The following is a 21,914-nucleotide window of genomic DNA, read 5'->3' as shown; positions in this document are numbered from 1 at the left end:
GCACTCCATTCGGATAAGAGGAAACCCAATCATGTTTTCGTTTCGAAACATATTTGTTTGTATTCTAACGGCCTATCTCATCGGATTACCGGTGTTTGGGCAGAACCGTTATGCGTTGTTCATTGGAACCAACTACAAAGGAAACACCGCTAAAATCCCTGAGTTGAATCTCTGTGAAGCCGATGCCACTTTCTTAAAAGAAAAAATCCAAAAGAAAGGGAACTTCAAAGATATCAAAGTTTTGTTAGGTTCCATGGTCACTCGTGACAATGTCAAAAATGCAATTACCCAGTTGGGTAAAGTTGTGGGAAAAGAGGATTCGGTTTTTTTATACTTCTCCGGTCACGGAATGTATATGAAAGATGCGAAGGCAAAAAACGGAATGCGTAACTATCTGATTTGTTATGACCGTCCTCATATCTCCGATGAAGAGTTAAACGAATTTCTAACAGAAATCAAATCTCAAAAAACCGTCCTTGTGATGGATTGTTGTTATTCAGGCGGAATCGCCAAAAAAGGGAAAAATACTCGTGGTGCCGCTGAAATCCCGATTGCCCAAGGGAACGATGGGGTAGTCCGCCAAAATGCTGAGGACTATTTTTTCCAAGACAAAGCTGTCATTTCTTCTTCCGATGATGACCAAACTTCCATCGAAGTGGGTGGAACCATCAACCATGGTATCTTTACTTATAACTTTGGAAATGCCCTGGAAAAAGGGGACTTAAACAAAGATAGCGTGGTGACTGCCCTCGAAGCCTTCTTTGTTGCCAAAGAAGAAACGGTAAAAATGGCGCGCCAGTTCAATCATGAACAGACCCCACAAGTTTCTGGAAATGCGGCAGGGATCTTTTTATCAGGATCTCCGAAACCACAAACCCCTCCACCAAAACCACCGAATGTTGTGGTAAACGTACCGATCACGCCGGTGGAAACAACAACGCCAAACACAAATAACAACACAACACCTCCTGTGGCACCAGAGCCGGAACCAACTCCTGCCAACGATACCACAGTGGTCATTCCACCAATTGTGGAAGAACCACCAGCACCACCTTCGGTCACAACAGGAAGTATCCTCATCCGTACCTCCATCATCAAAGACAAGTCTTATGGGGGAGCGGCTACAAAATCGCCTTATGACCTTCTGAACAAACAGGGAAAACTAAAATCTTCTCCTGCGGAAGACAAGGTAAGATCCATCAAAGTCCTTGTGGACGACCAGGAATACACTTCCCAAGTCACCACTGAGAAATCAAAAATCTGGGGATCGGTAACGAAAAACGGAACTTTGGTTCAGGGAGATATCTACAATGTGAAAATTGATAACCTTCCTGCCGGAGTGCACCAAATCGAAATCCGAGCGGACAAATACCCGATTTACAAAACAGCAACGGCAGTTCTCCCCAAACAGACTGTGACTGTGGATGCGATCAACTCTATGGATGGATTTGGGGCGATTCGAGGGCGCGTGTTTTACAAGACTCTAGACAACCCCATCGAAAAACACCCCATCTACATGCCGACAGTGGTTTCGACAAACCAGATTTTCAAGGTCACCACTGACAAAGATGGATACTTTTGGTTCACCAACCTAAAACCAGGAAAATACGAAATCCGAGCTAGTTTCATGGAAGAAATGAAATTGGAGAACTCAGAGATCCACGTACAACCCGGGGAAGTGACCAATGTGGACATCATCCTCAATAAAAAATTGAGTTATACAAAGACCAAATACTGATCAAAAACCCCATCCTAAGTTTTTGATTTTTTACAAAACCCTCCTTCGCGGAGGGTTTTTTTATTCCCGAAGTTTCCAAAAGTCTTGTTTCGAACCTGATTATGGGGGTAAACGATTAAATTTAATCCTATTTTGATTAATATTAATCCAAATTCATCTTTTTTTCTTTTTTTGAGCTCCAAATGGGGAAATTCTCTGTAATTTCCGATTGAATTTAATCCTAACAAGAAGAGTTTTAGAGTCATAGAATACAAATAGGGAATCGGAAAAAGAGGTTCCCACTCTAGAGAGGATCACATGAAAACAACAAAGATTATCGCAACAGGGATCTTGGCAATGGGGCTTGCAACAGCAAACCTTCATGCTTTAGATACAAACGAAAGATTAGAGCTTTTGGAGACTGCTATGATTGAACAAGCAACAACTCCAGCGCAAAAATCTGCAGTTTCGGAATACCTAGCGAATGTCGCAAAAGAAAAAGTAGAGTTAGCTCAAGCACTTCGTGACAGAGCAAACTCTCCTCGCGGTGGCAAAATCGTTAGCCAAATGAACGAGAAGAAAGACCTTCTTCGCCGTGCTGAGGCTCTTGAAAAAGAAGCACAAAAATACCGCAATGTCTCTATGGACCTACACAACGCGTCCATGCAGGTAGCACAAAACTAATCAACTTCAAACATCAGTTTGAAGTTTGTGAGAAAGGTCAGGTTCGCCTGGCCTTTTTTTGTACCCACCCCGTTCATATTAATGCTTTCCAAACAGCCTCACTATGTGACATAATCAATATATGGTTGACACTCCCCAAGAAATCAAAGAAAAACGATTTGGGCGCGTGGTTCCCATTCTGCTTGTTTTTTTGGGCCTTGTGGCTCTGGGGCTAATCTTTCGTTGGGCTAAACCAGCGAAGCCAGTGGTTCGATTGGAATGGGAAGGGCTTGTGGTTCTTTCTCCCAATTTGATTCTCACGTTTCTAGATGTGGATCCAGAATCACCAAAGATAGGAGATTGGAAGGATTGGGAGAAAAAACTCGCAAACCATCCCAGGATTCGCAAGGTAAGAATCACAAGGGACCCTGATGGATTTTTAAATATCAATGTACAGGAGAAAGTCGCCGAATTTGTCATACATGTAGGAAGTTCCCTGTATGAAGTGGATGAAGATCTGGAAATACTTTCCAGAGATCAAGTGTTAGCTGATCATTTAATTGTGATTAGTGGACAGTTCACCGTGGGGGAAAACAAACTGGAAGGCAGACAAATTTTTGATATCACCAAAGAAATGCGACATGCTCTTTCCCTTTATCCAACACTTAAATCCAGAATTTCAGAACTTGTCGCTGAACGAGACGGCAATTTTACTATGTATCTAAAATCACCAAACTCCATAAAGGTGTATTTGGGTGATAAGTTAGAGTTAAATGTATTTCGAAAATTATACGCATCCCTGGCTTATATGGAAACTGAATCAGTAAAAGCAGTTTCTATTGATTTAAGAGGAGAGGACGCAATTTACCATTAATATGAGCTATGATGATGCACCTATCATAACGGCCTTGGATTTAGGATCCTCACTTGTAAAAGTTGTCATTGGACGACTTGTAGGTGATCATGAAATAGAAATTATAGGGACGGGAGTTTACCCTTCCGCCGGAATCAAAAATGGTTCCATCGTTAATATTGAAACCACAACTAAGTCCATCATAGAAGCGTTTGGTGATGCGGAGTTAATGGCAGGCCAAGAAGTAAATGCTGTTGTGGTTAATGTTTCCGGAAAGTCAGTGTATGGATTCAATGAAAAAGGAATCATCGCTGTAACAAACAGAGAACGGATTGTTTCCGAAACCGATATCATGCGGGTTGTGGAAGCAGCCCAAGCCGTACATGTTCCCAACGACCAACAAGTCATCCATGTTCTTACAAAAGAATTCAAAGTAGATGATCAGGTCAATATCAAAGATCCTATCGGTATGACTGGAGTTCGTTTAGAAGCAGAAGTACATATTGTATCCTGTGGGAATACTGCTCTCAATAATATTGATCGTTGTGTGGAACAAGCTGGTCTTTTACAAATGGACCGAGTGTTATCAAGTCTTGCTTCTTCAGAGGCCATCCTCACATCAGGTGAAAAAGATTTGGGAACTGCCGTCATTGATATTGGTGCCGGAATCTGCGATATCATTATTTATGTTGATGGGGGAATTGCTTTTTCTTCCGTAGTTCCTTTTGGTGGATTTCATATCACTAGTGATATTTCGATAGGTTTAAAAACTACCGTGGAAACAGCCGAAGTCATTAAAAAACGCTACGGCCATACGCGCATTGATATGGTTGATCCTACGGAAAAATTCGAAATTCCTTCAATTTCCGGTAGGCCTGCTCGTTCTGTATTTCGCCAAGAACTCGTTGAAATTTTAGAACCAAGGGTTCGCGAAATTTTAGAAATGATTGATCACGAACTTATAAGATCAGGATTTAAGTCTAGTTTGGCGGGAGGAGTGATTCTTACTGGCGGTACTTCTCTTTTACAAGGAATTGAAGCCACTGCAGAAGAAGTATTACGTCTATCAGTTGGTCGTGCGAAACCAGCCGGTCTCAGTGGGCTTGTAGATAAAATTTCTTCTCCTGAATATGCCACTGCTGTTGGTCTGATTAAATATAGTTCAAAAATACAAAATCTAGAACAAAGAAACATGCACTCCGGATCTGATTCAGACGGTTGGATGAAGAAGGTTCGTCGTTGGATGGAGAATAATCTCTAAGGATAAGTGAATGTTGTACCTAGAAGAAGAAAAAACAAGCCCAGCCATTATTAAAGTCATTGGAGTCGGTGGAGGCGGAATGAACGCCGTCACTCGAATGGTTCATTCTAAAATGACAGGTGTTGACTTTATTGTGATGAACACCGACGAACAAGTATTATTAAAATCTCCCGTAGAAGTAAAAATCCAGTTAGGTAACAAAGTAACAAGAGGAATGGGAGCCGGTGGTGATCCTGAACTCGGTGAGAAAGCAGCACTGGAAGACAAAGAACGAATTGTATCGGCACTGAAAGGGGCTGATATGGTTTTTGTCACTGCGGGTATGGGTGGCGGAACGGGAACAGGAGCTGCTCCTATCATTGCTGCCATTGCCAAAGAGATGAAATGTTTGGTTGTGGGTGTGGTGACAGTTCCTTTTTCTTTTGAAGGAAAACGTAGAGCGGAACTTGCGAAACTTGGCATTGACCAACTTCGTGCAAATGTAGACACACTCATCACAATCCGTAACGATTCTATCTTTCAAGTAGTGGATAAAAACACTCCCGTAGATATGGCTTTCCGTGTGATCGACGATATTTTGTTAAATGGTGTTCGTGGGATTAGTGATATCATCAACCATCCAGGAATCATCAATGTAGACTTTGCCGATGTAAAAACAATTATGAAAGATACTGGAGATGCCATTTTAGGTGTAGGTGAAGGAAGTGGGGAAACTCGTGTGAGTGAAGCCGTGGAACAAGCCATCAACAACACTCTGTTAGAGGATTCCAGCATCCAAGGTGCCAAGTCCCTACTCATCAATGTGACTGGGGGAAATGATTTGACCATCCATGAATGGAACGAAGTTTCACAAATCATTACGGCCCAAGCAGATCCCGATGCCAATATCATCATTGGACTGAACGAAGACCAGTCCCTAACGGATCAAATTCGGGTGACTGTGATTGCTACTGGGTTTAACAAAAAAGGAAAACAATACCAAAGAGAACAAAAGGTAGTAGGTTCGGAAGAATCTATTTCTCCTATGGTTTACATCCGAAAATCAGAGGAAAAGGAATCTGGATTGGGAAGGGATGTTGATTCAACTCGTTCCATCCGCCAAACGAACCGAGGATTTTCGTCTCAAAAACAATCCTCCCCGTTTCAAAACTACGGAGAGGATTACGATATCCCTGCTTTTTTAAGAAGAAAAAACGATTAAAAATTAGTTCGAATAAGAACGAACAGAAACAAACAAAGGTTTGTCGGCTTCCACAAGGAGTTTTCTCGGAGCCGCTGTCACTACCGATCCAGGAGATTCTACTTTAAAATCGTATTCTCCTGGAGCAAGAAGGATCCGTTTGACTTGGAAGTTGGCAGGAATGGTTCTCCAACAACGTAAGTCAGGAGCAATTGTTTGTGAAACAGCAAGACCTGCCGCAGCACCGGCCGCCACTCGGATCAACGTAGAAACTAAATCGTTATTTTTATTTTTCCCACCAGATTCAATGGCGCGAGCCATAGCTTCTGATGCGATCACAGCTGCTACGACTTTAAGTGAAATTGATGTTAGGTTTTTAGTGATGAGAGTTTTATAGCTTTCATTGAAGTTGTTCATCGCTGTTTCCGAATAATTATTCATAATGTCTGAATAACCAACATCCACACCGTTGATGTAATACTTTTTAGGAAGAGAACCTTTTGGATCTCTTTCTTTATAAACTGGAATTGGATTTTCAGCTACCGATAAGGCAGCGATTGCACCAGCTAAAGATGCTCCTGCTCCTTTGGAACGAAGGCCTACTTCCACGGCTCCGCGTAGAGCCACGGCAAAATATTCATCTTCAATTAGTTTTCCGCGAGACATTTTGATCGCAGACTTTCCCGCTTCGTGGATGATAATGACCTCGGAAAGTTTTTCATTTTCAGGAGAAGTTCTTTGCATAGAACTATTGTAGGCTTGCAGGCTAGAACGTCCTGCCGCATACTTATTTTTGTCCGTAGAATCTCCTTCTTTGGCAGCTAACAAATACCTGTCGGCAATTAGATTTTGGCTTTTTCCAATGAGTTGTTCCATGTTTTTGTATTGGACCCTCGCATCATTGTAACGACCAAGACTTTCTGAAACATAAGCATCAATCAGACGAGCGGCATTGTTTTGGCGATACTCTGCCGATAAAAAACGCATTTCTTTTAGTTCGAAATCGAGCCTTCTGAAATAAATTTTTGCATTGTTTGTATCACCTTGGAGTAGATAATTATTTGCAATGTAAAACTTGATCATCACCCTTTCAAAATCTTCACCGGTGTAATTGGATTCGTTATCTGATAAAATAAACGATAATCCGGATCTCGTCATACTGACTTTGATATTGTCTGCAATGTCTTCTGCTTCTTTGAAAACCTTATTCGAGGTAACATAGTCCCCTTTGGTATGAAAGATCATACCGGCTTCCATCAAAAACAAAAGTTTGTCCTTATTAGAAGAACCTTCGTAAAGTTCTCTAATTTTAGGAATGGCAGAATCATAGTTTTGCCCATAGTATGCCGATTCGGTTGCTTGGATGATTTTGTTGTAATCACTGGCACAACCGAGAATGAAAAGAGAAAGGAAGAGAATCGTTTTTTTCATGGAGTGATGGAGAGGTTTACCAACTAACCCCTTTATTTCCTCGAACAGCGAGTTTACGATAAGATACTTTTTCAGACCAAACGGCGATCGTAGTTTCTACTTCAACAAGTTCAATATTGATGGACTGTTCTACGATTTTTTCTCCATCAGAAGTAAACATGTTTTCATTAATTTCACAACGAACAAAGAAGTTGGGAGATTTTAACTTTCCAATCGAAAGTCTATTGGAAGTGAGTCCAGATAAACTGAACTGGATTTCGTTGAGGGACTGTTCTCTTGTTTTGGTGCGAACTGTATAAATTTTTCCTTTGATGAGTTTGGAAACAAAGGCATTGTCAAATAGTTCTGTTTGGATTTGTTCAGAAGTATCGTTACGAGTAGGGAAGTGGGCAACGAAAACTCCTTCTTCGTGTGGGTTTTCTTTAAAGTACTCACCAATTTGGCCTGCTAGTTTGTCAGCAGCTTTCACCAATTCCTGGCTTGTGAGCCCACCTGAGTCGGAGATATAATCATCGGCGTTGTCGAGTCGTTTGGGACTGCTACTGCATTGGAATAAGAATCCTACTAAGAGAAACGAGAAAAGAATTTGTTTCATAACCCCATTTATAAGGGGGGATGCAAAAGGACTTGTCAATTCCAAAAATCGACTTTCAGTTCTTCCTGTTTTGCACTGCGATAAGAAGTTCTTTCTTCTTCGGACATTTCTAATAATTCCCGTGCATAAATTAGGTCGACTACCTGGCGGAAAAACATAGGACTTTCCCAGGACTGGATTTCCCATTTTTCTTTTTGGTAAAGATCCGCTTTTTTCTTTAGAAAAATTCTTTTTCGTTCTCTAGAATAACTGTAGGGATTTTTCTGAATGTAATCTTCTAGAAAGGATAGAAGCCAAACTGGCGGTTTGGTTGGGTGTTTGGGAAAAAGGAGCTGGCGGAGTACAAGGGGAAAAATTTCTTCCGATAAACGATTCACGGCTGTTAGCTTTTCATAAGAAGAAAGATCGTCTCTCGTTTCCACTTCCTGAGTTTTTTCCTTCCAATTCATAAACGCAACGTATACGGCATAAAGTACATGGCCCCTTTCATCCGGATAAGTTTCGAGTAAAAAGACATAGGTTTTGTCTCTATCCCCTTCCCAAAGATAGGATTCTTTGCCCCGGAGGGTTTCTAAAAAATCACGTAAATCGGAAGGATATCCAGGCCCTTGTAGAACCTCTGGGCGGTTTTGTAACCTCTGCCAATAGACCTCGGAGCGGGAATCATAGGAAGATTCTTTAGGATCTGGGTTCGCTTTTTTCTGAAAAAGGAAATAGACAAGACCACCCAAAAGGAGGGAAAGTAGAATCAGTATGAAAAGGAAGGTAATGATTTTCTTTTTATTAACAGGCATTGTCTTTACGGCGAATGGTTGTAAAAAAGAATCAAATGAGGATTCTGAAACAGAATTACTTGGTTCGATTCTATCGCAAGAAAGCGCGATCCAAGCGGCCTGTCAAAGATTTATTCTATCGGAATCAAGTTGTGTGGCCACCACCGATTCCAGTGCCAGTGTTTGTTCAGGACTGATTTCGAAATTAAAAGGGGAAATCCTTCCTCAAGAACTTAGTACGGATGCAGTTGCCATTTTATACTTTGATTGTTTTACAAAAACAAATTACACTTATAACATTGCCAAGGCTTGTAACCAAAATTCTTTTAATTCTAATTCCGATTACCGGAGAGTCCAAAGGACAGGAACCTCTCAAGCAGAAATATCTTGGCGCGAAGCATTCAATCAGTGTGGATCATTGGAAAATGAAGTTCCACCATCCGATTCGGGAATTTCGGAAACAGATACCATCCTTCGTTCCGATCCGTTTTAATATTCACTAAAAGGAGTGTTATATGTCATTAGTTACTAAAGACCAGTTGGTTCAAAAATTAAATCCAGTTTACCTTCCTCACGAAATTGAAGAAAGGATCATTCCTTTGTCGGAAGAAATTAACCGCCTTAAAAAAGAAAAAAATGCTGTGATCCTTGGTCATAATTATATGACTCCCGATGTTTTTTGGGGAGTATCTGATATCATTGGAGACTCTTTGTATCTTTCCAAAATGGCAAAGGAAACCAAAGCCGATATGATCCTTTTTAATGGGGTTCATTTTATGGCTGAAACTGCTAAAATTTTATCTCCTGAAAAAAGAGTGTTGATTGCAGACATGAAAGCTGGTTGTTCTTTGGCTGAAGCCATCACAAGAGACGATGTCAAAGCACTCAAAAAAAAATATCCAGGAGTTCCCGTTGTCACGTATGTCAACTGTTCGGCGGAAGTAAAAGCAGAAACTGATGTATGTTGCACTTCGGCCAATGCTTTACAAATTGTAAACGCTGTGGAAGGGGATACTGTGATTTTTTTGCCGGATGAATATTTGGCAGGAAATGTTCGCAATCATACAACAAAAACCATCATTTCTCATCCTGGTCGTTGTATGGTACATGAAATGTACACACCTGAAGACATTAAGTCCGCTAAACGTTTGTTTTCTGGCGATTTGACTGTCATCACACATCCAGAATGCCATGAAGATGTTGTCAAAGAAGCAGATTTTTCTGGATCTACTTCGCAAATGGTGGATTTCATTCGCCAAAGCAAAACAAACAAAATTATGTTAGTGACAGAGTGTTCGATGGGGGACAACCTGCGGGCCGAGTTCCCGGAAAAAGAATTTGTCTCTACTTGCCAAACCTGCCCGCATATGAAAAAAATTACTTTGGAAAAAGTAAGAGATGCACTTCTCAAAGAACAGTTTGAAATCTTTTTGGATGAAGAAGTGATTCGTCTCGCACAAAAGTCTGTGAACCGAATGTTAGAATTGAGTTATAAAAAGTAGGATTTATGTTTAGAGTTGGAAACGGAATTGATTTTCATAAATTAATCCATGAACCTTTTCGCCCGCTTGTCCTTGCTGGTGTGGAAATCAAATCGGAATTTGCCTTTCTTGGTCATAGTGATGCTGATATTGTCTTACATGCGGTGGCGGATGCCATTCTTGGAGCATTGGCTCTCGGTGATATTGGGGTTCATTTTCCAGATACGGATCCACAATACAAAAATATGAAGTCAACGCGGATCATAGATAAATGTTTAGAACTCATCGCAGAAAAAAAGTTTAAACTTGTGAACGTTGATTGTACTTATGTCGGAGATCATCCTAAGATCAATCCGATTCGTGCGGAACTAAACGAATCTTTGGCAAAAATCACCAAATTACCGTTAGACTGTGTTTCAATTAAGGCAACTACCTCGGAAGGGATGGGTGCTCTCGGTCGCAGTGAAGGTGCCATGGTGATGGCGACCGTTTTACTCGAAAGTACAAAGGCCAAATCTTAGAATAGTTTTTGTTTTCCATCAGCAATGTGGTTAAGATCCGCAGTGCTAAAAAATAAAAATAGAAGTTTGGAAAGGAAATTGGGATTTGTTTCTGCTTCCCAAGTTCCGTGAATACGAACGCCGTTCTGGATGAGTTCCCAGCGGTAGGACTCTTTTAGAATTCGGTAATGTTTGAATCCTTCTGTGGAGATTTGGAATTCTGATGATTGTAGATTTGCTAAAGTGGTAGTGCTTTTTACTGGCTCTCCCATCACTTTGGATTCCCAGGTTTCTCCTACTACAGGGGAACGGAAGGATTTGGGTTGGAAGGATTCGTAAAGAACCTTTTGCACTTGGTCTGGTTTGATTGTGACATCCCAAGTCCGCTCCACTTTAGTTTCACTTTGACGGAATGTAACTACCGCAAAAACCAAAACAAAAACACCAAATACACGAAGATACCAAATCATATCTCCATTGAAAAATCTATTGCCTAGGGATCGATTGAAATTTATTTTTCTCCTACCGAAGGGAATCCTAGGTGAGGGTATTACCACTGCAATCAGGAAGAGAAATATCATCAAAACGTGTCTCGGGACTAGTGCAAGTGTACCTACGCGAAAATCATCTTTCGCGCCACAACAATCCATTTCCCGAAATTTTAGATGATACGGTTTACATTCGGATTCTAAAAGATCCTAATTATTGGATCTCACAAGACTTAGAAGATAAAATCATTCAAATCATCGCCCAATCTTTAGATATTTCGGGAATTTTATACCACCTAGGAACAGAAAGTCTCATCACCAATGCTTATGATTTATTACCTCTAGATGATTCAAGAATTGATTTAGAGGAGATGATCCAACGTTTACCTATTTTGATTGGTCGACTAACACGCGCAGTGTATTTGAATGTAAAACCTGTTGCGGATCATAAAGTTTTATTTATATTCAAGTATTTACCGGAATACCAAGAGAAATGGTATGATGCTGTTTTTTTTCAAGGTATGCTAAACGGTCTTGCTGTTCTTTTTGAACTTAAAACGTTTACGATTCGGATGACAAAAACTCGGCTTTTTGGAATCCATGTTTCGCATAAAGAGTTAGGTGAAGACATTCTGTTCGGAGCCGATTCCAATGAATATGAATTGGAGTGGTTGGAAGACAAAATGTTTTTGTCTAGGTCTCGTTTGACTAAAGACGATGTATCAAACCGCCACCGTGTGATGGTAACTTCACGTTCGGATTCTCATTTAGAAGAAATTTCCATTGTGGATGTCAAGGATGTGGTAAGAAGGTCAAGAGAACTTGCAATTGAAAACAGGGATTTGGAAGCGGCTGTTGAAGTATTAAAATCTTTCAAACAAGAGTTAGAGAAAAAACAACTTTCCATGGCAAAAGACTTACGTCTGGCAAAAAACATCCAAAAAGGATTAATTCCAGAAATTATCCCTGATTGGAATGGAATTCAGTTTTGGACTGGATTCACTCCGATGCAAGAAGTCAGCGGTGATTATTATGATTATTTTCCATATAACATGGATAAATTGGGAGTGGCTGTTTGTGATGTGTCTGGTCACGGAGTTCCTGCTGCCTTTATTACTGCACTTTCTAAGTTATTATTTTCGAATTATAAAAAACCTAAACCATCAGAAATTTTCAAACTGATTAACCGAGAGTTGTTGGATTTAGTCAAACAACAAGGATACACAACTTGTGTTTATGTTTTAATTCATGACGATTATAAAGTTTTGTATTCCATTGCCGGCCATCCAAGACCCATTTTATTTCGAGCCAAAACCAACAAGGCTGAAATTTGTGAAGGTGATGGAACCTTTCTTGGAATGTTTCCGGATGCTGGTGAAACCTTTCTGGATTTCCAAATCCAATTGGAACCAGGTGATAAAATGTTTTTATACACAGATGGACTTACAGAAGCAGAGAACGACAAGGGAGACGCATTTGGAGAAACCAAACTCATCCAAATCATAGAATCTTGTTTTGATAAATCCATCCAAGAAACAGTAGAGAATATTCTTAGCATCCACAAAGAATTTACCATGGGAACAGATCCTATGGATGATATTACACTTCTTGGCCTTCAGTTATCTCCTCGGTTACCCGAATTCAAAACGATTAAATCGAAAGGTGATGCAGCCTATCAAAATAAACAATTTTCAGAAGCAGTTACTTTTTATGAAAAAGCGCATCAAATTTTGCCACGTGATTTAGACACACAACTTTTGTACGGAAAAGCTTTGGCTTATAGTCGAAATTTTGATAAGGCCATAGAATTGTTGGAATCTTATAATAAATTCAAAACCAATCATTTTAAATCACATTCTGTTTTGGGATATTGTTATTATCAAATAGAGTTGTTTGAAAAAGCGGAACTAGAATGGAAAAAAGCCCACTCCATAAGCGATGCAAATTTATCTAATTTATGTAACTTAGCCCAAGTATATGCAAAGTTGAATGAAAAGAAAAAAATGAAAGATGTCATTCAAAAAATGAAATCAATTGAAAAGTCGTATCTTCATATCCTTCCACTTGAAAAGAAGTGGGAGTCTTTGCCCGATGAATAGAATTAAAGTTTTATTTTTATCACTTTGTTTTTTTCATTTTAGTTTTCCTAAAGATCATAGTTTTCATTCTGATTATGGATTGGAATGGTGTTACTTTGTTGGATTTGTAGAATCTCATTCAGGAAATTCGTATGGTTATGAACTTTCTTTTTTTCGATTGAAATTTTCGGATGGCGGAGATTGGAATCCCGAAGTATTCCCGGTTCATTTTGCGATTTCGGATTTTTCTTCGAAAAAACATCATACATCACAGACAATCAAACGAACCATAGGTGATCTTGCAGGATATACCGACAAAACTATTTATAGCGGTGATTATCATTTAAAAATTATTTCAAAAGATAGATTTCATGTCTTTGCCGAATCAAAATCAAAAGATTTACGTTTAGAATTAGATTTACAAGGAAATGGAAAAATTTTGGTTCATGGAAAGGATGGAGTTTCTATCAAATCCAACCGAAATCCAAATATATTTTCGTATTACTACAGTTATCCGAGACTAAAAACTTCAGGAACACTCTCGGTAAATGGAAAAAAGGAAACCATTGTTTCGGGAAGTTCTTGGATGGATCATGAATGGAGCGAAAAAAATGCAAAATCCATTCCTAGTCTTGCCACGGGAAATACCAGTTGGGATTGGATTTGTTTATCCGATGATTTCGGCGGAGATTATGTTTTTTTTAGATTTCGCGAATCGAACACAATTCCCCCAGAAATTTTTGGAACCTATCGCAATCCAGAAGGAAAAATCACTTCCTGGACGGAACCAGGCCAGATCCAAATGGGGGCCATAGGAACCAAATGGAAAAGTCCCAATACAAAAATTGAATACCCTTTACATTGGAAAATTAAGTATCCCGGCGGAGAGTGGACGGTGTCTCCCATTTTCAATGAACAAGAGTTTGATGGAACCAAATCAACAAGAACCATTTATTGGGAAGGTGGGGTGACCGCCATAGATTCAAAACAAAAAAAGTCTGCCAAAGGATATTTAGAATTGAAAGGTTATAAAAAACCGAAAGAGTGGTGGGAGTTCTAAGACATGTGGAAATATTTTTTAAAACGGTTTTTACTTATCTTTCCTACCCTACTTGGAATCACTTTCCTTGTTTTTTTAATTTCCCATTTTGCTCCCGGGGGCCCACTCAATAGCGAAATTGCAAAATTAAAAGGTTCTGGGAATTTGGCAGGTGCCTCCACCAAACAAATTTCAAAAGAAGAAATTGAACTCATCAAACAAAGACTTCATTTAGACAAACCAGCACCCGTGGCCTACTTACTTTGGTTGAAACAAATTGTTCAATTTGATTTAGGTGAGTCTCGTTTGCATTCCAGAAAAGTTTCAGATCTCATTGTAGAAAAACTTCCCGTATCACTTTTTTTTGGACTTTCAGGATTCTTTTTAACTTATTTGATTTGTATTCCTTTAGGGATCCAAAAGGCATTAAAAGAAGGCAGTCGGTTTGATTTCATTTCTAGTTTTATCATCTTTTTTACTTATTCCCTTCCTGTTTTCGCCTTTGCCATGTTACTTTTATATGTTTTTGCATCGGGGGAGGTGTTTTCTTTTTTCCCTTTGGGACATGAAGTATCTGACTTCTATGAAGATTTGAGTTTTTGGGGAAAGGTAAATGATCGTTTAACTCATATGTTTTTACCTGTGATTTGTTATGTGGTAGGAAGTTTTGCTGTCCTCACCTTGTTAATGAAAAACAGTCTACTTGATCAAATTGCAAAAGAATATGTTCGGACTGCGATTTCAAAGGGACTTAGTTTTTCCGATTCCATTTTTCGCCATGCATTTCGTAATTCTCTGATTCCTATCGCCACAGGATTTGGAAGTAACTTAACTTTGATATTCTCTGGATCTTTGTTTATCGAACTTGTATTTAATATTGATGGAATGGGCCTTCTTAGTTTTGAAGCTGTCAGAGAAAGAGACACGGATTTAATGATGGGTTTACTTCTCGCTCAGAGTTTTTTAGGGCTCATTGGAAAAATTGTCTCTGATTTTTGTTATATACTCATTGACCCGAGGATTGATTTCGAATGAATTTTATTTCAAACCCGGCAAACATACGTAAGTGGGAGAAGTTTAAAAAAAACAAACGAGCTTACTATTCGATGTTAATTCTTTTTTATACTTATCTTTTATCTTTGTTTTCTCCGCTTCTCATCAATAACAAACCACTTTTTGTTTTGTATGAAGGAAGTTTGTCTTTTCCAATTTTTAGTTTTTATCCAGAAACAAAATTTGGGGGAAATAATCTTACAGAACCAAATTATAAAAAACTAAATTTGGAATCTAGGTTTTCTGAATCTTCTAATCTTATGCTTTTTCCTCCGATTCCTTTTGGCGTGAATGAAGACAATTTAGAAAGTTTGGAAGAAGGAACCAATCCACCTTCCAAACCTACTTTCAGTCATTGGATGGGAACTGATGATCGGGGTAGGGATGTGTTCACTCGTATTATTTATGGTTATCGTTTGGCAATGACCTTTAGTTTGATTCTCATCATTGTCGAGATTTTCCTTGCTTCATTTATCGGTGGAATCCAAGGATATTTTGTAGGACGACTCGATTTGTTTTTACAACGAATCATTGAAATCCTTTCTGCCATTCCCTTCCTCTATCTAATTTTGATTATGGGTTCTTTTTTTGGACGAGGATTTTTTGTTTTAATTGTTACTTATGGATCACTCAGTTGGATCGGACTTAGTTATTATATGCGTGGTGAATTTTTGAAACTCCGCAAACAACAGTTTGTTGATGCTGCAAAAACATTAGGTGCATCTTCCTTTTCTATTATCATGCGTCATTTGTTGCCCAATTCGATTACCCCTCTGGTTACGTTTTTACCTTTTATTTTGATCTCCGCCATCTCTGTTTTGTCGGCACTTGACTTTTTGGGTTATGGAATTCCTGCTCCCAATCCTTCCTGGGGTGAACTCATTGGACAAGGAAGAGAGAGGTTAACTGCTTGGTGGTTGATTACTTTTCCATCCGTAGCACTATTTCTCACCATTTTGTTTTCTGCTTTTGTAGGAGAAGGATTACGCGATGCATTTGATCCAAAGGATAAGGTGGTTTACGAATGACAAGTATCACAAAAGCCATCGAAGTCAAAGATCTATCCATCCAAATCAAAACAGACGAGGGAATTTTACCCATTGTCGACAACGTAAGTTTTCATTTGGTGAAAGGGGAAACTTTAGCTCTAGTTGGGGAATCGGGTTGTGGAAAATCGATCACAAGTTTGGCCCTGACACAAATCCTTCCTTCGAACACTACTTTGTATCCGACTGGTTCCATTTTATTTGAAGGTGAAGATTTATTAAAAACTTCCTCAGACCACCTAAGATCAGTTCGAGGAAGGGAAATTGCTTATGTGTTCCAAGAGCCATTTTCAGCACTAAACCCCCTTCATAAAATCGGCGCCCAACTCATCGAAGGTTTTCTGTTACATGGTCTTGGTTCCAAAGACGAGGCCGAAAAAAAAGCAGTGTATCTATTGGAACGAGTGGGAATCACAGATGCAAAACTCAGATTAAACCAATACCCTAATCAATTTTCCGGTGGTATGTTACAAAGAGTTTGTATTGCCATGGCCCTCATGTGTGATCCAAAAATTTTAATTGCAGATGAACCAACAAGCGCCATAGACGTAACCATCCAATTACAATTGATTGAACTTCTTAAAGAGTTACGAAAGGAAAATGGAATGTCTGTTCTTTTTATCTCTCATGATATTGGACTTGTGAGTCATATTGCAGACCGAATTGCGGTAATGTATGCAGGAAAAATGATCGAACAAGGAACTGTCGAAGAGGTGATCGATACTCCTAAACATCCTTATACAAAGGCTCTCATTGCTGCATACCCCAATCATGAAAATATAGGTAAAAAATTGGTGACTATAGAAGGAATTGTTCCTTCACCAAAATCATATCCCACTGGTTGTCGTTTCCACACTCGTTGCAATCAAAAATTAGAAGTTTGTCATACTTCTATTCCCAAGGCGATTTCCATGTCTCTAAATCAATCAGTAGAATGTTTTTTATATGGAGGGAAAGAAAGTGCTTAATGTAAAAGACTTAGTTGTTTCTTATAAACAATCCCAATCTCTTTCCTTTTCTACTAAAAGACTTGTGGCAGTTGAAGGAGTCAGTTTTACGATTCCTCAAGGAAATATTCTAGGTCTTGTCGGTGAGTCCGGTTGTGGGAAGTCCACCATTGGTCGTGCAATTCTTTCTTTATTACCTTTTGATTCAGGTTCCATCCAATTTGAATCTAAGGAAATTAAGGATATTCAAAATGAAGAACAGAAAACTCTCAAAAGAAAGATCCAAGTTGTATTCCAAGATCCATATTCTTCGTTAAACCCACGTTTTACGATCGAAGAAATCGTCACTGAGGGTTTACAAATTCATTTCCCCAATTTGAGTATCGCAGAAAAAAAAGAAAAAGCAATTAAGGCTCTTGCGGAAGTTAATTTACCTTCTGATATTTTACATCGTTATCCTCATGAATTCAGTGGTGGGCAAAGACAAAGGATTGCGATTGCAAGAGCATTAATTTTAGAACCAAGTCTTGTTGTTTGTGATGAAGCAGTTTCTGCATTGGATATTTCTACGCAAGCACAGGTAATTAATAATATTTTATTGTTACGTGAGAAATATGGACTATCTTATTTGTTTATATCTCATGACTTGAACATTGTAAAACACGTATCGGATCGTATCGCTGTCATGTATTTAGGACAAATTGTCGAAGAATGTAGTCGTGATGAGATTAGCAAAACACCACTACACCCTTATACAAAAGCATTGTTCTCTGCTAGTTTTGATTTAAAGGATCGAACCAAAGTTTCTGAACCTCTAACGGGGGAAATTCCTAGTTTGATGAACAAACCCACTGGTTGTCGATTCCATACAAGATGTCCCATAGTAAAAGATATTTGTAAAACACAGGAACCTGTGGAATCATATCCTACACCAACACGCAGAGTGAAATGTCATTTCCCATTAAAGTAAAATCATTATGAAACTGAGCATTCGAGACAGAATCAAAGGAGTTATCGGTAAAATCCTACTAACAGGAATTTTTGTTTTATCGATGACGATGTTTTTTATTTTATACCCGCTTTTGGCAGACCCAGACTACTATAAAAAACTAATCCTGGACACTACGAACCAACTAACAGGCCTTCAGGTGAATTATCAAATTTCTGAACCTGTTTTTTTTCCATTCCCTGGAATTGAACTTACTGAGGTATCTGTATCTAAAAATGATGATGAGTTGATTCGTGTACATAAACTGAGGATCGAAGTTTATTATGGAGTGTTTGTAGGGCAACCTCTTGAAATTCGAAAAATTTATCTCAATACGGGCACGGTGGAGATCCTAAGAGAAAAGGATGAATCCTTTCCTTTATTCGAAAAGATTCTAGCCGGTACTGAATCTAATTCCAAAGAAAATCTGAAAAAAACGGAAGAACCGGCTGATACCAATACAAAAATCTATTTTTCTAAAACCTTTGCCAATTTCGTAAACCAAATCGAAATCAAAAATGTTACTATCCTATTCGAAGATAAATTGTATTCGCGAAAAATTAAATTATATCTTTGGGAAACTAAATTTCAATTGGATCAAGATTTACGAGACTTAGATATTTATATCTATGGAAAGTTAAACGAAGAAACCATTTCTCTTAGCACAAACATTTTTTTTGTTACTGATGAAATGTCTTATGAATCTTCGAGGTTGGAAGGAGAGTTTACATTCCAAAATATTAAAGGAATCGATCTTCACGATATACTCATTATTTTTACTTATGGAGATTTACGGTTCGCAAAAGCAAGTGGTGCCATTCCTTTTTACAAACGGGATGACGCAAAAATTTATGCCATTGCTGATCGAGTGCACATTCGTGATTTAGCATTGAAAGACGGTAAACCATTTGCCGACGGTTATGCATCTACAGTCATGAACTATGACATTCGGGAATCGAAATTATCGTTTGCGGATATCATTGTTGATTGGAAGGGAAAATCTAAACTTTATGGATCCGGATTTGTTAACTTTTTAAAACCACCTTTGTCCCCAACAATTTCTTTTGAAGGAACCTCTGATTATTTGGATGTTCCCAGTATCATCAAAGTAACTAAAATTTGGGTAGATCCCGATTTAGAAAAATCAATCCTCACCAGAAACATACCAAGCACAGGTTATGTGAATCGAATGAATGTATATTTAAATTTTAATTTTAGAAATTTGAATATTGGAAACTTTAATGCAGATTCATTAAAGTTAAATATTCATTATGCAAAACGGAAATTAAACATCACAAAATTTGAATTAAAGGCTTACGAAGGAACTGCCATAGGGACAGGTCATTATCTTTGGGGCAACCAACCTAATCTTGAAATCAAAGGGAATATTAAAAATTTGGGAGTGGCTCCCATCTTAGCCGATTTATTTAATATCTCACCTATCACAGGAAATTTAGATTCTGAATTTCTTTTATCATCACCCGCTGATACAGAAGATGGACTCATTAACAATTTACAAATCACTGGAAATATCAATGCAAAGAATGGTGAACTGTTAAGTTATACCAATATTTTAAAACCAATTAGTTCGATTGGTAGTGTCATCAACTTAAAAAAAATAGATTTCAGTCGAGCAACACCATATAACGAACTCAAGTTTGATTTTCAATATATGAAAGAAAATATTGAAGTAAGAAATTTTGCATTAAAGGCAGATGGAATTGTTGGTTCTGGCGGTGGTAAAATTGGATTTAATAAAAATATCGATATGAAGTTTACCATCGCTATGCCAGGAGTTGCTGGTAAGGCTTTAAAACTTCCGATTATTTACCGTGGAACGTATGGTGTTTCTGCTCCCTTCATTGATCCCATTTGGCTTGGTTCGGTATACGTGGGGACAATTTTTTTGGCAAGTCCTGCCGGTGCCGCTGTGGGTGGGATTGCTGGCTCCGCGATGTCTGATTATGTAAATAAAGCTGTGGATAATGTAACAGGTGGTGTTCAAAAAGGATGGAAGGGAATTAAGTCGTTGTTTGGTGGGACGGAAGAGGAAGAACCGGAAAAATAAATCCCAACGAACATTTCGTTGGGATTATTCAATTTGTAGTTTGATTCTATTGCATAATATGTTGAATCACTTGGCAAACCCCAGAATCTTCAAATTTGAAATCTACATTAGGTTTATCTGATCTTAGTTCAGAAGGTGAAAATTCAAATTGAAAGAATTTTGATCCGCCTTCGTAAAAACATAAGTCTTCTGTAGGCTTTAATTCTTCTTCATATTCACTATAACAATTGCTTTCAATACCTGTAATGTATAACTCACCTTTTGGTTGTCTCCATTTACTAATAGAAAAACAACTACTATCATTCACAGAAAAAGACGTTTCTAAAGTTCCTGAATAATCGGTTGTTCTTTTGACGGTTGAGTTGAAGCGAAATAAATCTAACATGATCCAATATCGTTTCGAAGCAGACAGGATATAAACCATTTTACCTATTTTTTCATCAAATCCACCTTCACCGAATTTAAGTGCAATTAACATTTTAGCTTTTTCGTAGTCATTGTTTTTGATGATTTCTTTGTAATCATTTGGAATTGCCTTGAGGTATTCTTTGAATCCCTCTCCAGCTATGAGTAGGTTAGGTGTCGTCTCAAGGGGAGATAAAATAAAATCTTGTTTATCTGTTTTGACTTTAAATCCCAAAGAACTTCCTGATTCCTCTGCCGAAATGGAAACTAGAGAATAGGAATCTTCTTTTGTAACAGTGCCATTCACATCTAAAGTTTGGAGTTTTAATCGAAAATTAGTTCCTGAATCATTCAAAATTTCGAATAGTGCTACCATCTTGGATGGGTCAAGATTTGGGTCTATTTTTTTAAGTTTATTTATCGCCGATACTCCGGAATCCGCATTCACTAAGTATTGTGCTTCAAATCCAGAAACAGAATATATTCCTTCTTTGGATAAATACTCGAATAATTTTTCAGTAAAGTAAGGAAAAGTTTTTACTTTATTAAACTGACCCACTAAACCTTTGAAAGTAGATGATCGTAATGGGAATCCTGCTATGTATGAGTTTAACAATTCATTTCTGGTTTCCGTTAGTTTTTGTTCAAAATCATTGTTTGTTACTACAGAAGTAATAGCACCTGCCTCATCCATTTCTTTTAAAAAGGGATATTTTTTCTTAAGAGAAGTTACATACTGATCTTCTCTAGTAGGGTTTTCAATTAGTTTGATCGCTTGGTAAAGTTCTTCAATTTTTAGAAGTTTGTCATCAGGGGAAGAAACCAAAGATTGTAATAAAAATTGATATATTGTGAAATGATTCAAGGTGATCGAAGACATGATCGATTTTGAATCCAGAATCAATTTTTTTAAATCATTACTTTCATAGTATTCATCTTTTGAGACAATGATCTTTTTTTTCTGAAGAGCAGAATGGGTGGAGGACAATTTAAGAAAATCATTTCCAGCTACATCAAATTCTCGAATATAACCAAATTCCGTTTTACATTTATGTTTAATCGAAGTGGGACATTTGATTTGGTATGTTTTGTATACCATATCGTTTTTTTCATAGGCAATAAAAGCTATAACTTGTACTGCATCTACATCAGAAATGGTTCCAATCTTCTCTGCTAAAGGCTCTTCTGATTGTAAAACTTCAATTGTGTCTTTCTGGTCTACAAAGAAGATTTTTTTAGGTTCGGTAAAGTTCTCTACTTTCTTTTTGCTACAGTTCATAAGAACTACAGCAAAACTTAATAAAAGTATTCCGCTTAATTGAATCGATACTTTTTTCATATATAATCC

20 protein-coding genes are annotated in these 21,914 nt (G+C 38.2%); 15 read left to right on the top strand and 5 right to left on the bottom strand.

Annotated elements, in window-relative coordinates; all coding sequences use genetic code 11:
• The first annotated feature begins 31 nt into the window (after positions 1–31).
• From EHQ16_RS04770 to ftsZ, 5 genes are all read left to right on the top strand, one after another.
• Positions 32–1,738 (top strand): caspase family protein, encoded by a 1,707-nt coding sequence (locus tag EHQ16_RS04770; RefSeq protein ID WP_135635132.1) that lies wholly within the window; start codon positions 32–34, stop codon positions 1,736–1,738.
• A 297-nt stretch (positions 1,739–2,035) separates the two neighbouring features.
• Complete coding sequence (locus EHQ16_RS04765; RefSeq protein WP_135635134.1) at positions 2,036–2,401, top strand: LIC_10421 family protein; 366 nt, start codon at positions 2,036–2,038, stop codon at positions 2,399–2,401.
• Positions 2,402–2,522: 121 nt separating this feature from the next.
• The gene (locus EHQ16_RS04760; RefSeq protein ID WP_135635136.1) at positions 2,523–3,254 is read left to right on the top strand and encodes a cell division protein FtsQ/DivIB; all 732 of its coding nucleotides are present in this window, start codon (positions 2,523–2,525) and stop codon (positions 3,252–3,254) included.
• Position 3,255: 1 nt separating this feature from the next.
• Complete coding sequence (ftsA, locus tag EHQ16_RS04755; RefSeq protein ID WP_135635138.1) at positions 3,256–4,494, top strand: cell division protein FtsA; 1,239 nt, start codon at positions 3,256–3,258, stop codon at positions 4,492–4,494.
• Positions 4,495–4,504: 10 nt separating this feature from the next.
• The gene (gene ftsZ / locus EHQ16_RS04750; RefSeq protein WP_135635140.1) at positions 4,505–5,695 is read left to right on the top strand and encodes a cell division protein FtsZ; all 1,191 of its coding nucleotides are present in this window, start codon (positions 4,505–4,507) and stop codon (positions 5,693–5,695) included.
• Positions 5,696–5,698: 3 nt separating this feature from the next.
• Here the strand turns inward: ftsZ and EHQ16_RS04745 are convergent, their stop codons facing one another.
• Genes EHQ16_RS04745 through EHQ16_RS04735 form a run of 3 tightly spaced genes read right to left on the bottom strand, consistent with a single transcriptional unit; the run spans position 5,699 to position 8,494 of the window.
• On the bottom strand, positions 5,699–7,105 hold the full coding sequence (locus EHQ16_RS04745) for a COG3014 family protein (protein ID WP_135635146.1): 1,407 nt from the start codon (positions 7,103–7,105) through the stop codon (positions 5,699–5,701).
• A 16-nt stretch (positions 7,106–7,121) separates the two neighbouring features.
• Positions 7,122–7,700, bottom strand: coding sequence for a penicillin-binding protein activator LpoB (locus EHQ16_RS04740; protein WP_100789602.1), 579 nt, complete (start codon positions 7,698–7,700; stop codon positions 7,122–7,124).
• A 35-nt stretch (positions 7,701–7,735) separates the two neighbouring features.
• Positions 7,736–8,494 (bottom strand): hypothetical protein, encoded by a 759-nt coding sequence (locus EHQ16_RS04735; protein WP_135635153.1) that lies wholly within the window; start codon positions 8,492–8,494, stop codon positions 7,736–7,738.
• Between EHQ16_RS04735 and EHQ16_RS04730 the strand changes: the two genes are divergently transcribed.
• Genes EHQ16_RS04730 through ispF form a run of 3 tightly spaced genes read left to right on the top strand, consistent with a single transcriptional unit; the run spans position 8,469 to position 10,475 of the window.
• A complete protein-coding gene (locus EHQ16_RS04730; protein ID WP_244241929.1) occupies positions 8,469–8,966 on the top strand; it encodes a hypothetical protein in 498 nt (165 codons plus the stop codon). The genes EHQ16_RS04735 and EHQ16_RS04730 overlap by 26 nt on opposite strands.
• 22 nt (positions 8,967–8,988) lie before the next feature.
• Entirely contained in the window at positions 8,989–9,975 is a 987-nt protein-coding gene (nadA, locus tag EHQ16_RS04725; RefSeq protein WP_135635165.1) for a quinolinate synthase NadA, read from the top strand.
• Between the two features lie 5 nt (positions 9,976–9,980).
• Positions 9,981–10,475 carry a 2-C-methyl-D-erythritol 2,4-cyclodiphosphate synthase gene (gene ispF, locus EHQ16_RS04720; RefSeq protein WP_135635171.1) on the top strand — a complete coding sequence of 165 codons (495 nt, stop codon included), beginning with the start codon at positions 9,981–9,983 and terminating at the stop codon, positions 10,473–10,475.
• On the opposite strand, the gene EHQ16_RS04715 is transcribed toward ispF, so the two are convergent.
• Positions 10,472–10,924 carry a hypothetical protein gene (locus EHQ16_RS04715; protein WP_135635176.1) on the bottom strand — a complete coding sequence of 151 codons (453 nt, stop codon included), beginning with the start codon at positions 10,922–10,924 and terminating at the stop codon, positions 10,472–10,474. The genes ispF and EHQ16_RS04715 overlap by 4 nt on opposite strands.
• A 137-nt stretch (positions 10,925–11,061) precedes the next feature.
• Between EHQ16_RS04715 and EHQ16_RS04710 the strand changes: the two genes are divergently transcribed.
• Genes EHQ16_RS04710 through EHQ16_RS04680 form a run of 7 tightly spaced genes read left to right on the top strand, consistent with a single transcriptional unit; the run spans position 11,062 to position 20,161 of the window.
• On the top strand, positions 11,062–13,041 hold the full coding sequence (locus EHQ16_RS04710; protein ID WP_135635182.1) for a SpoIIE family protein phosphatase: 1,980 nt from the start codon (positions 11,062–11,064) through the stop codon (positions 13,039–13,041).
• Positions 13,034–14,080 carry a carotenoid 1,2-hydratase gene (locus tag EHQ16_RS04705; RefSeq protein WP_135635184.1) on the top strand — a complete coding sequence of 349 codons (1,047 nt, stop codon included), beginning with the start codon at positions 13,034–13,036 and terminating at the stop codon, positions 14,078–14,080. The genes EHQ16_RS04710 and EHQ16_RS04705 overlap by 8 nt, the downstream gene beginning before the upstream one ends.
• A 3-nt stretch (positions 14,081–14,083) precedes the next feature.
• The gene (locus EHQ16_RS04700) at positions 14,084–15,094 is read left to right on the top strand and encodes an ABC transporter permease subunit (protein WP_135635187.1); all 1,011 of its coding nucleotides are present in this window, start codon (positions 14,084–14,086) and stop codon (positions 15,092–15,094) included.
• The gene (locus EHQ16_RS04695; RefSeq protein ID WP_135635189.1) at positions 15,091–16,140 is read left to right on the top strand and encodes an ABC transporter permease subunit; all 1,050 of its coding nucleotides are present in this window, start codon (positions 15,091–15,093) and stop codon (positions 16,138–16,140) included. Before EHQ16_RS04700 ends, EHQ16_RS04695 begins: the two co-directional genes overlap by 4 nt.
• Entirely contained in the window at positions 16,137–17,126 is a 990-nt protein-coding gene (locus EHQ16_RS04690; protein ID WP_135635191.1) for an ABC transporter ATP-binding protein, read from the top strand. Before EHQ16_RS04695 ends, EHQ16_RS04690 begins: the two co-directional genes overlap by 4 nt.
• The gene (locus EHQ16_RS04685) at positions 17,119–18,075 is read left to right on the top strand and encodes an ABC transporter ATP-binding protein (protein ID WP_135635193.1); all 957 of its coding nucleotides are present in this window, start codon (positions 17,119–17,121) and stop codon (positions 18,073–18,075) included. The genes EHQ16_RS04690 and EHQ16_RS04685 overlap by 8 nt, the downstream gene beginning before the upstream one ends.
• A 7-nt stretch (positions 18,076–18,082) precedes the next feature.
• Positions 18,083–20,161 (top strand): AsmA family protein, encoded by a 2,079-nt coding sequence (locus EHQ16_RS04680; protein WP_135635195.1) that lies wholly within the window; start codon positions 18,083–18,085, stop codon positions 20,159–20,161.
• Between the two features lie 46 nt (positions 20,162–20,207).
• On the opposite strand, the gene EHQ16_RS04675 is transcribed toward EHQ16_RS04680, so the two are convergent.
• Complete coding sequence (locus EHQ16_RS04675; protein WP_135635197.1) at positions 20,208–21,905, bottom strand: hypothetical protein; 1,698 nt, start codon at positions 21,903–21,905, stop codon at positions 20,208–20,210.
• Between the last annotated feature and the right edge of the window lie 9 nt (positions 21,906–21,914).

The sequence above is a fragment of the Leptospira kanakyensis genome (assembly GCF_004769235.1).
Classification (GTDB): domain Bacteria; phylum Spirochaetota; class Leptospiria; order Leptospirales; family Leptospiraceae; genus Leptospira_A; species Leptospira_A kanakyensis.
Note: the sequence above shows the minus strand (reverse complement) of the source record. Positions and strands in the feature narration are given on the sequence as shown.

Coding starts and splice junctions, on each gene's coding strand:
- EHQ16_RS04770 (WP_135635132.1), top strand. CDS start 32: ATGTTTTCGTTTCGAAACATATTTGTTTGTATTCTAACGGCCTATCTC.
- EHQ16_RS04765 (WP_135635134.1), top strand. CDS start 2,036: ATGAAAACAACAAAGATTATCGCAACAGGGATCTTGGCAATGGGGCTT.
- EHQ16_RS04760 (WP_135635136.1), top strand. CDS start 2,523: ATGGTTGACACTCCCCAAGAAATCAAAGAAAAACGATTTGGGCGCGTG.
- ftsA (WP_135635138.1), top strand. CDS start 3,256: ATGAGCTATGATGATGCACCTATCATAACGGCCTTGGATTTAGGATCC.
- ftsZ (WP_135635140.1), top strand. CDS start 4,505: ATGTTGTACCTAGAAGAAGAAAAAACAAGCCCAGCCATTATTAAAGTC.
- EHQ16_RS04745 (WP_135635146.1), bottom strand. CDS start 7,105: ATGAAAAAAACGATTCTCTTCCTTTCTCTTTTCATTCTCGGTTGTGCC.
- EHQ16_RS04740 (WP_100789602.1), bottom strand. CDS start 7,700: ATGAAACAAATTCTTTTCTCGTTTCTCTTAGTAGGATTCTTATTCCAA.
- EHQ16_RS04730 (WP_244241929.1), top strand. CDS start 8,469: ATGATTTTCTTTTTATTAACAGGCATTGTCTTTACGGCGAATGGTTGT.
- EHQ16_RS04735 (WP_135635153.1), bottom strand. CDS start 8,494: ATGCCTGTTAATAAAAAGAAAATCATTACCTTCCTTTTCATACTGATT.
- nadA (WP_135635165.1), top strand. CDS start 8,989: ATGTCATTAGTTACTAAAGACCAGTTGGTTCAAAAATTAAATCCAGTT.
- ispF (WP_135635171.1), top strand. CDS start 9,981: ATGTTTAGAGTTGGAAACGGAATTGATTTTCATAAATTAATCCATGAA.
- EHQ16_RS04715 (WP_135635176.1), bottom strand. CDS start 10,924: ATGATTTGGTATCTTCGTGTATTTGGTGTTTTTGTTTTGGTTTTTGCG.
- EHQ16_RS04705 (WP_135635184.1), top strand. CDS start 13,034: ATGAATAGAATTAAAGTTTTATTTTTATCACTTTGTTTTTTTCATTTT.
- EHQ16_RS04700 (WP_135635187.1), top strand. CDS start 14,084: ATGTGGAAATATTTTTTAAAACGGTTTTTACTTATCTTTCCTACCCTA.
- EHQ16_RS04695 (WP_135635189.1), top strand. CDS start 15,091: ATGAATTTTATTTCAAACCCGGCAAACATACGTAAGTGGGAGAAGTTT.
- EHQ16_RS04690 (WP_135635191.1), top strand. CDS start 16,137: ATGACAAGTATCACAAAAGCCATCGAAGTCAAAGATCTATCCATCCAA.
- EHQ16_RS04680 (WP_135635195.1), top strand. CDS start 18,083: ATGAAACTGAGCATTCGAGACAGAATCAAAGGAGTTATCGGTAAAATC.
- EHQ16_RS04675 (WP_135635197.1), bottom strand. CDS start 21,905: ATGAAAAAAGTATCGATTCAATTAAGCGGAATACTTTTATTAAGTTTT.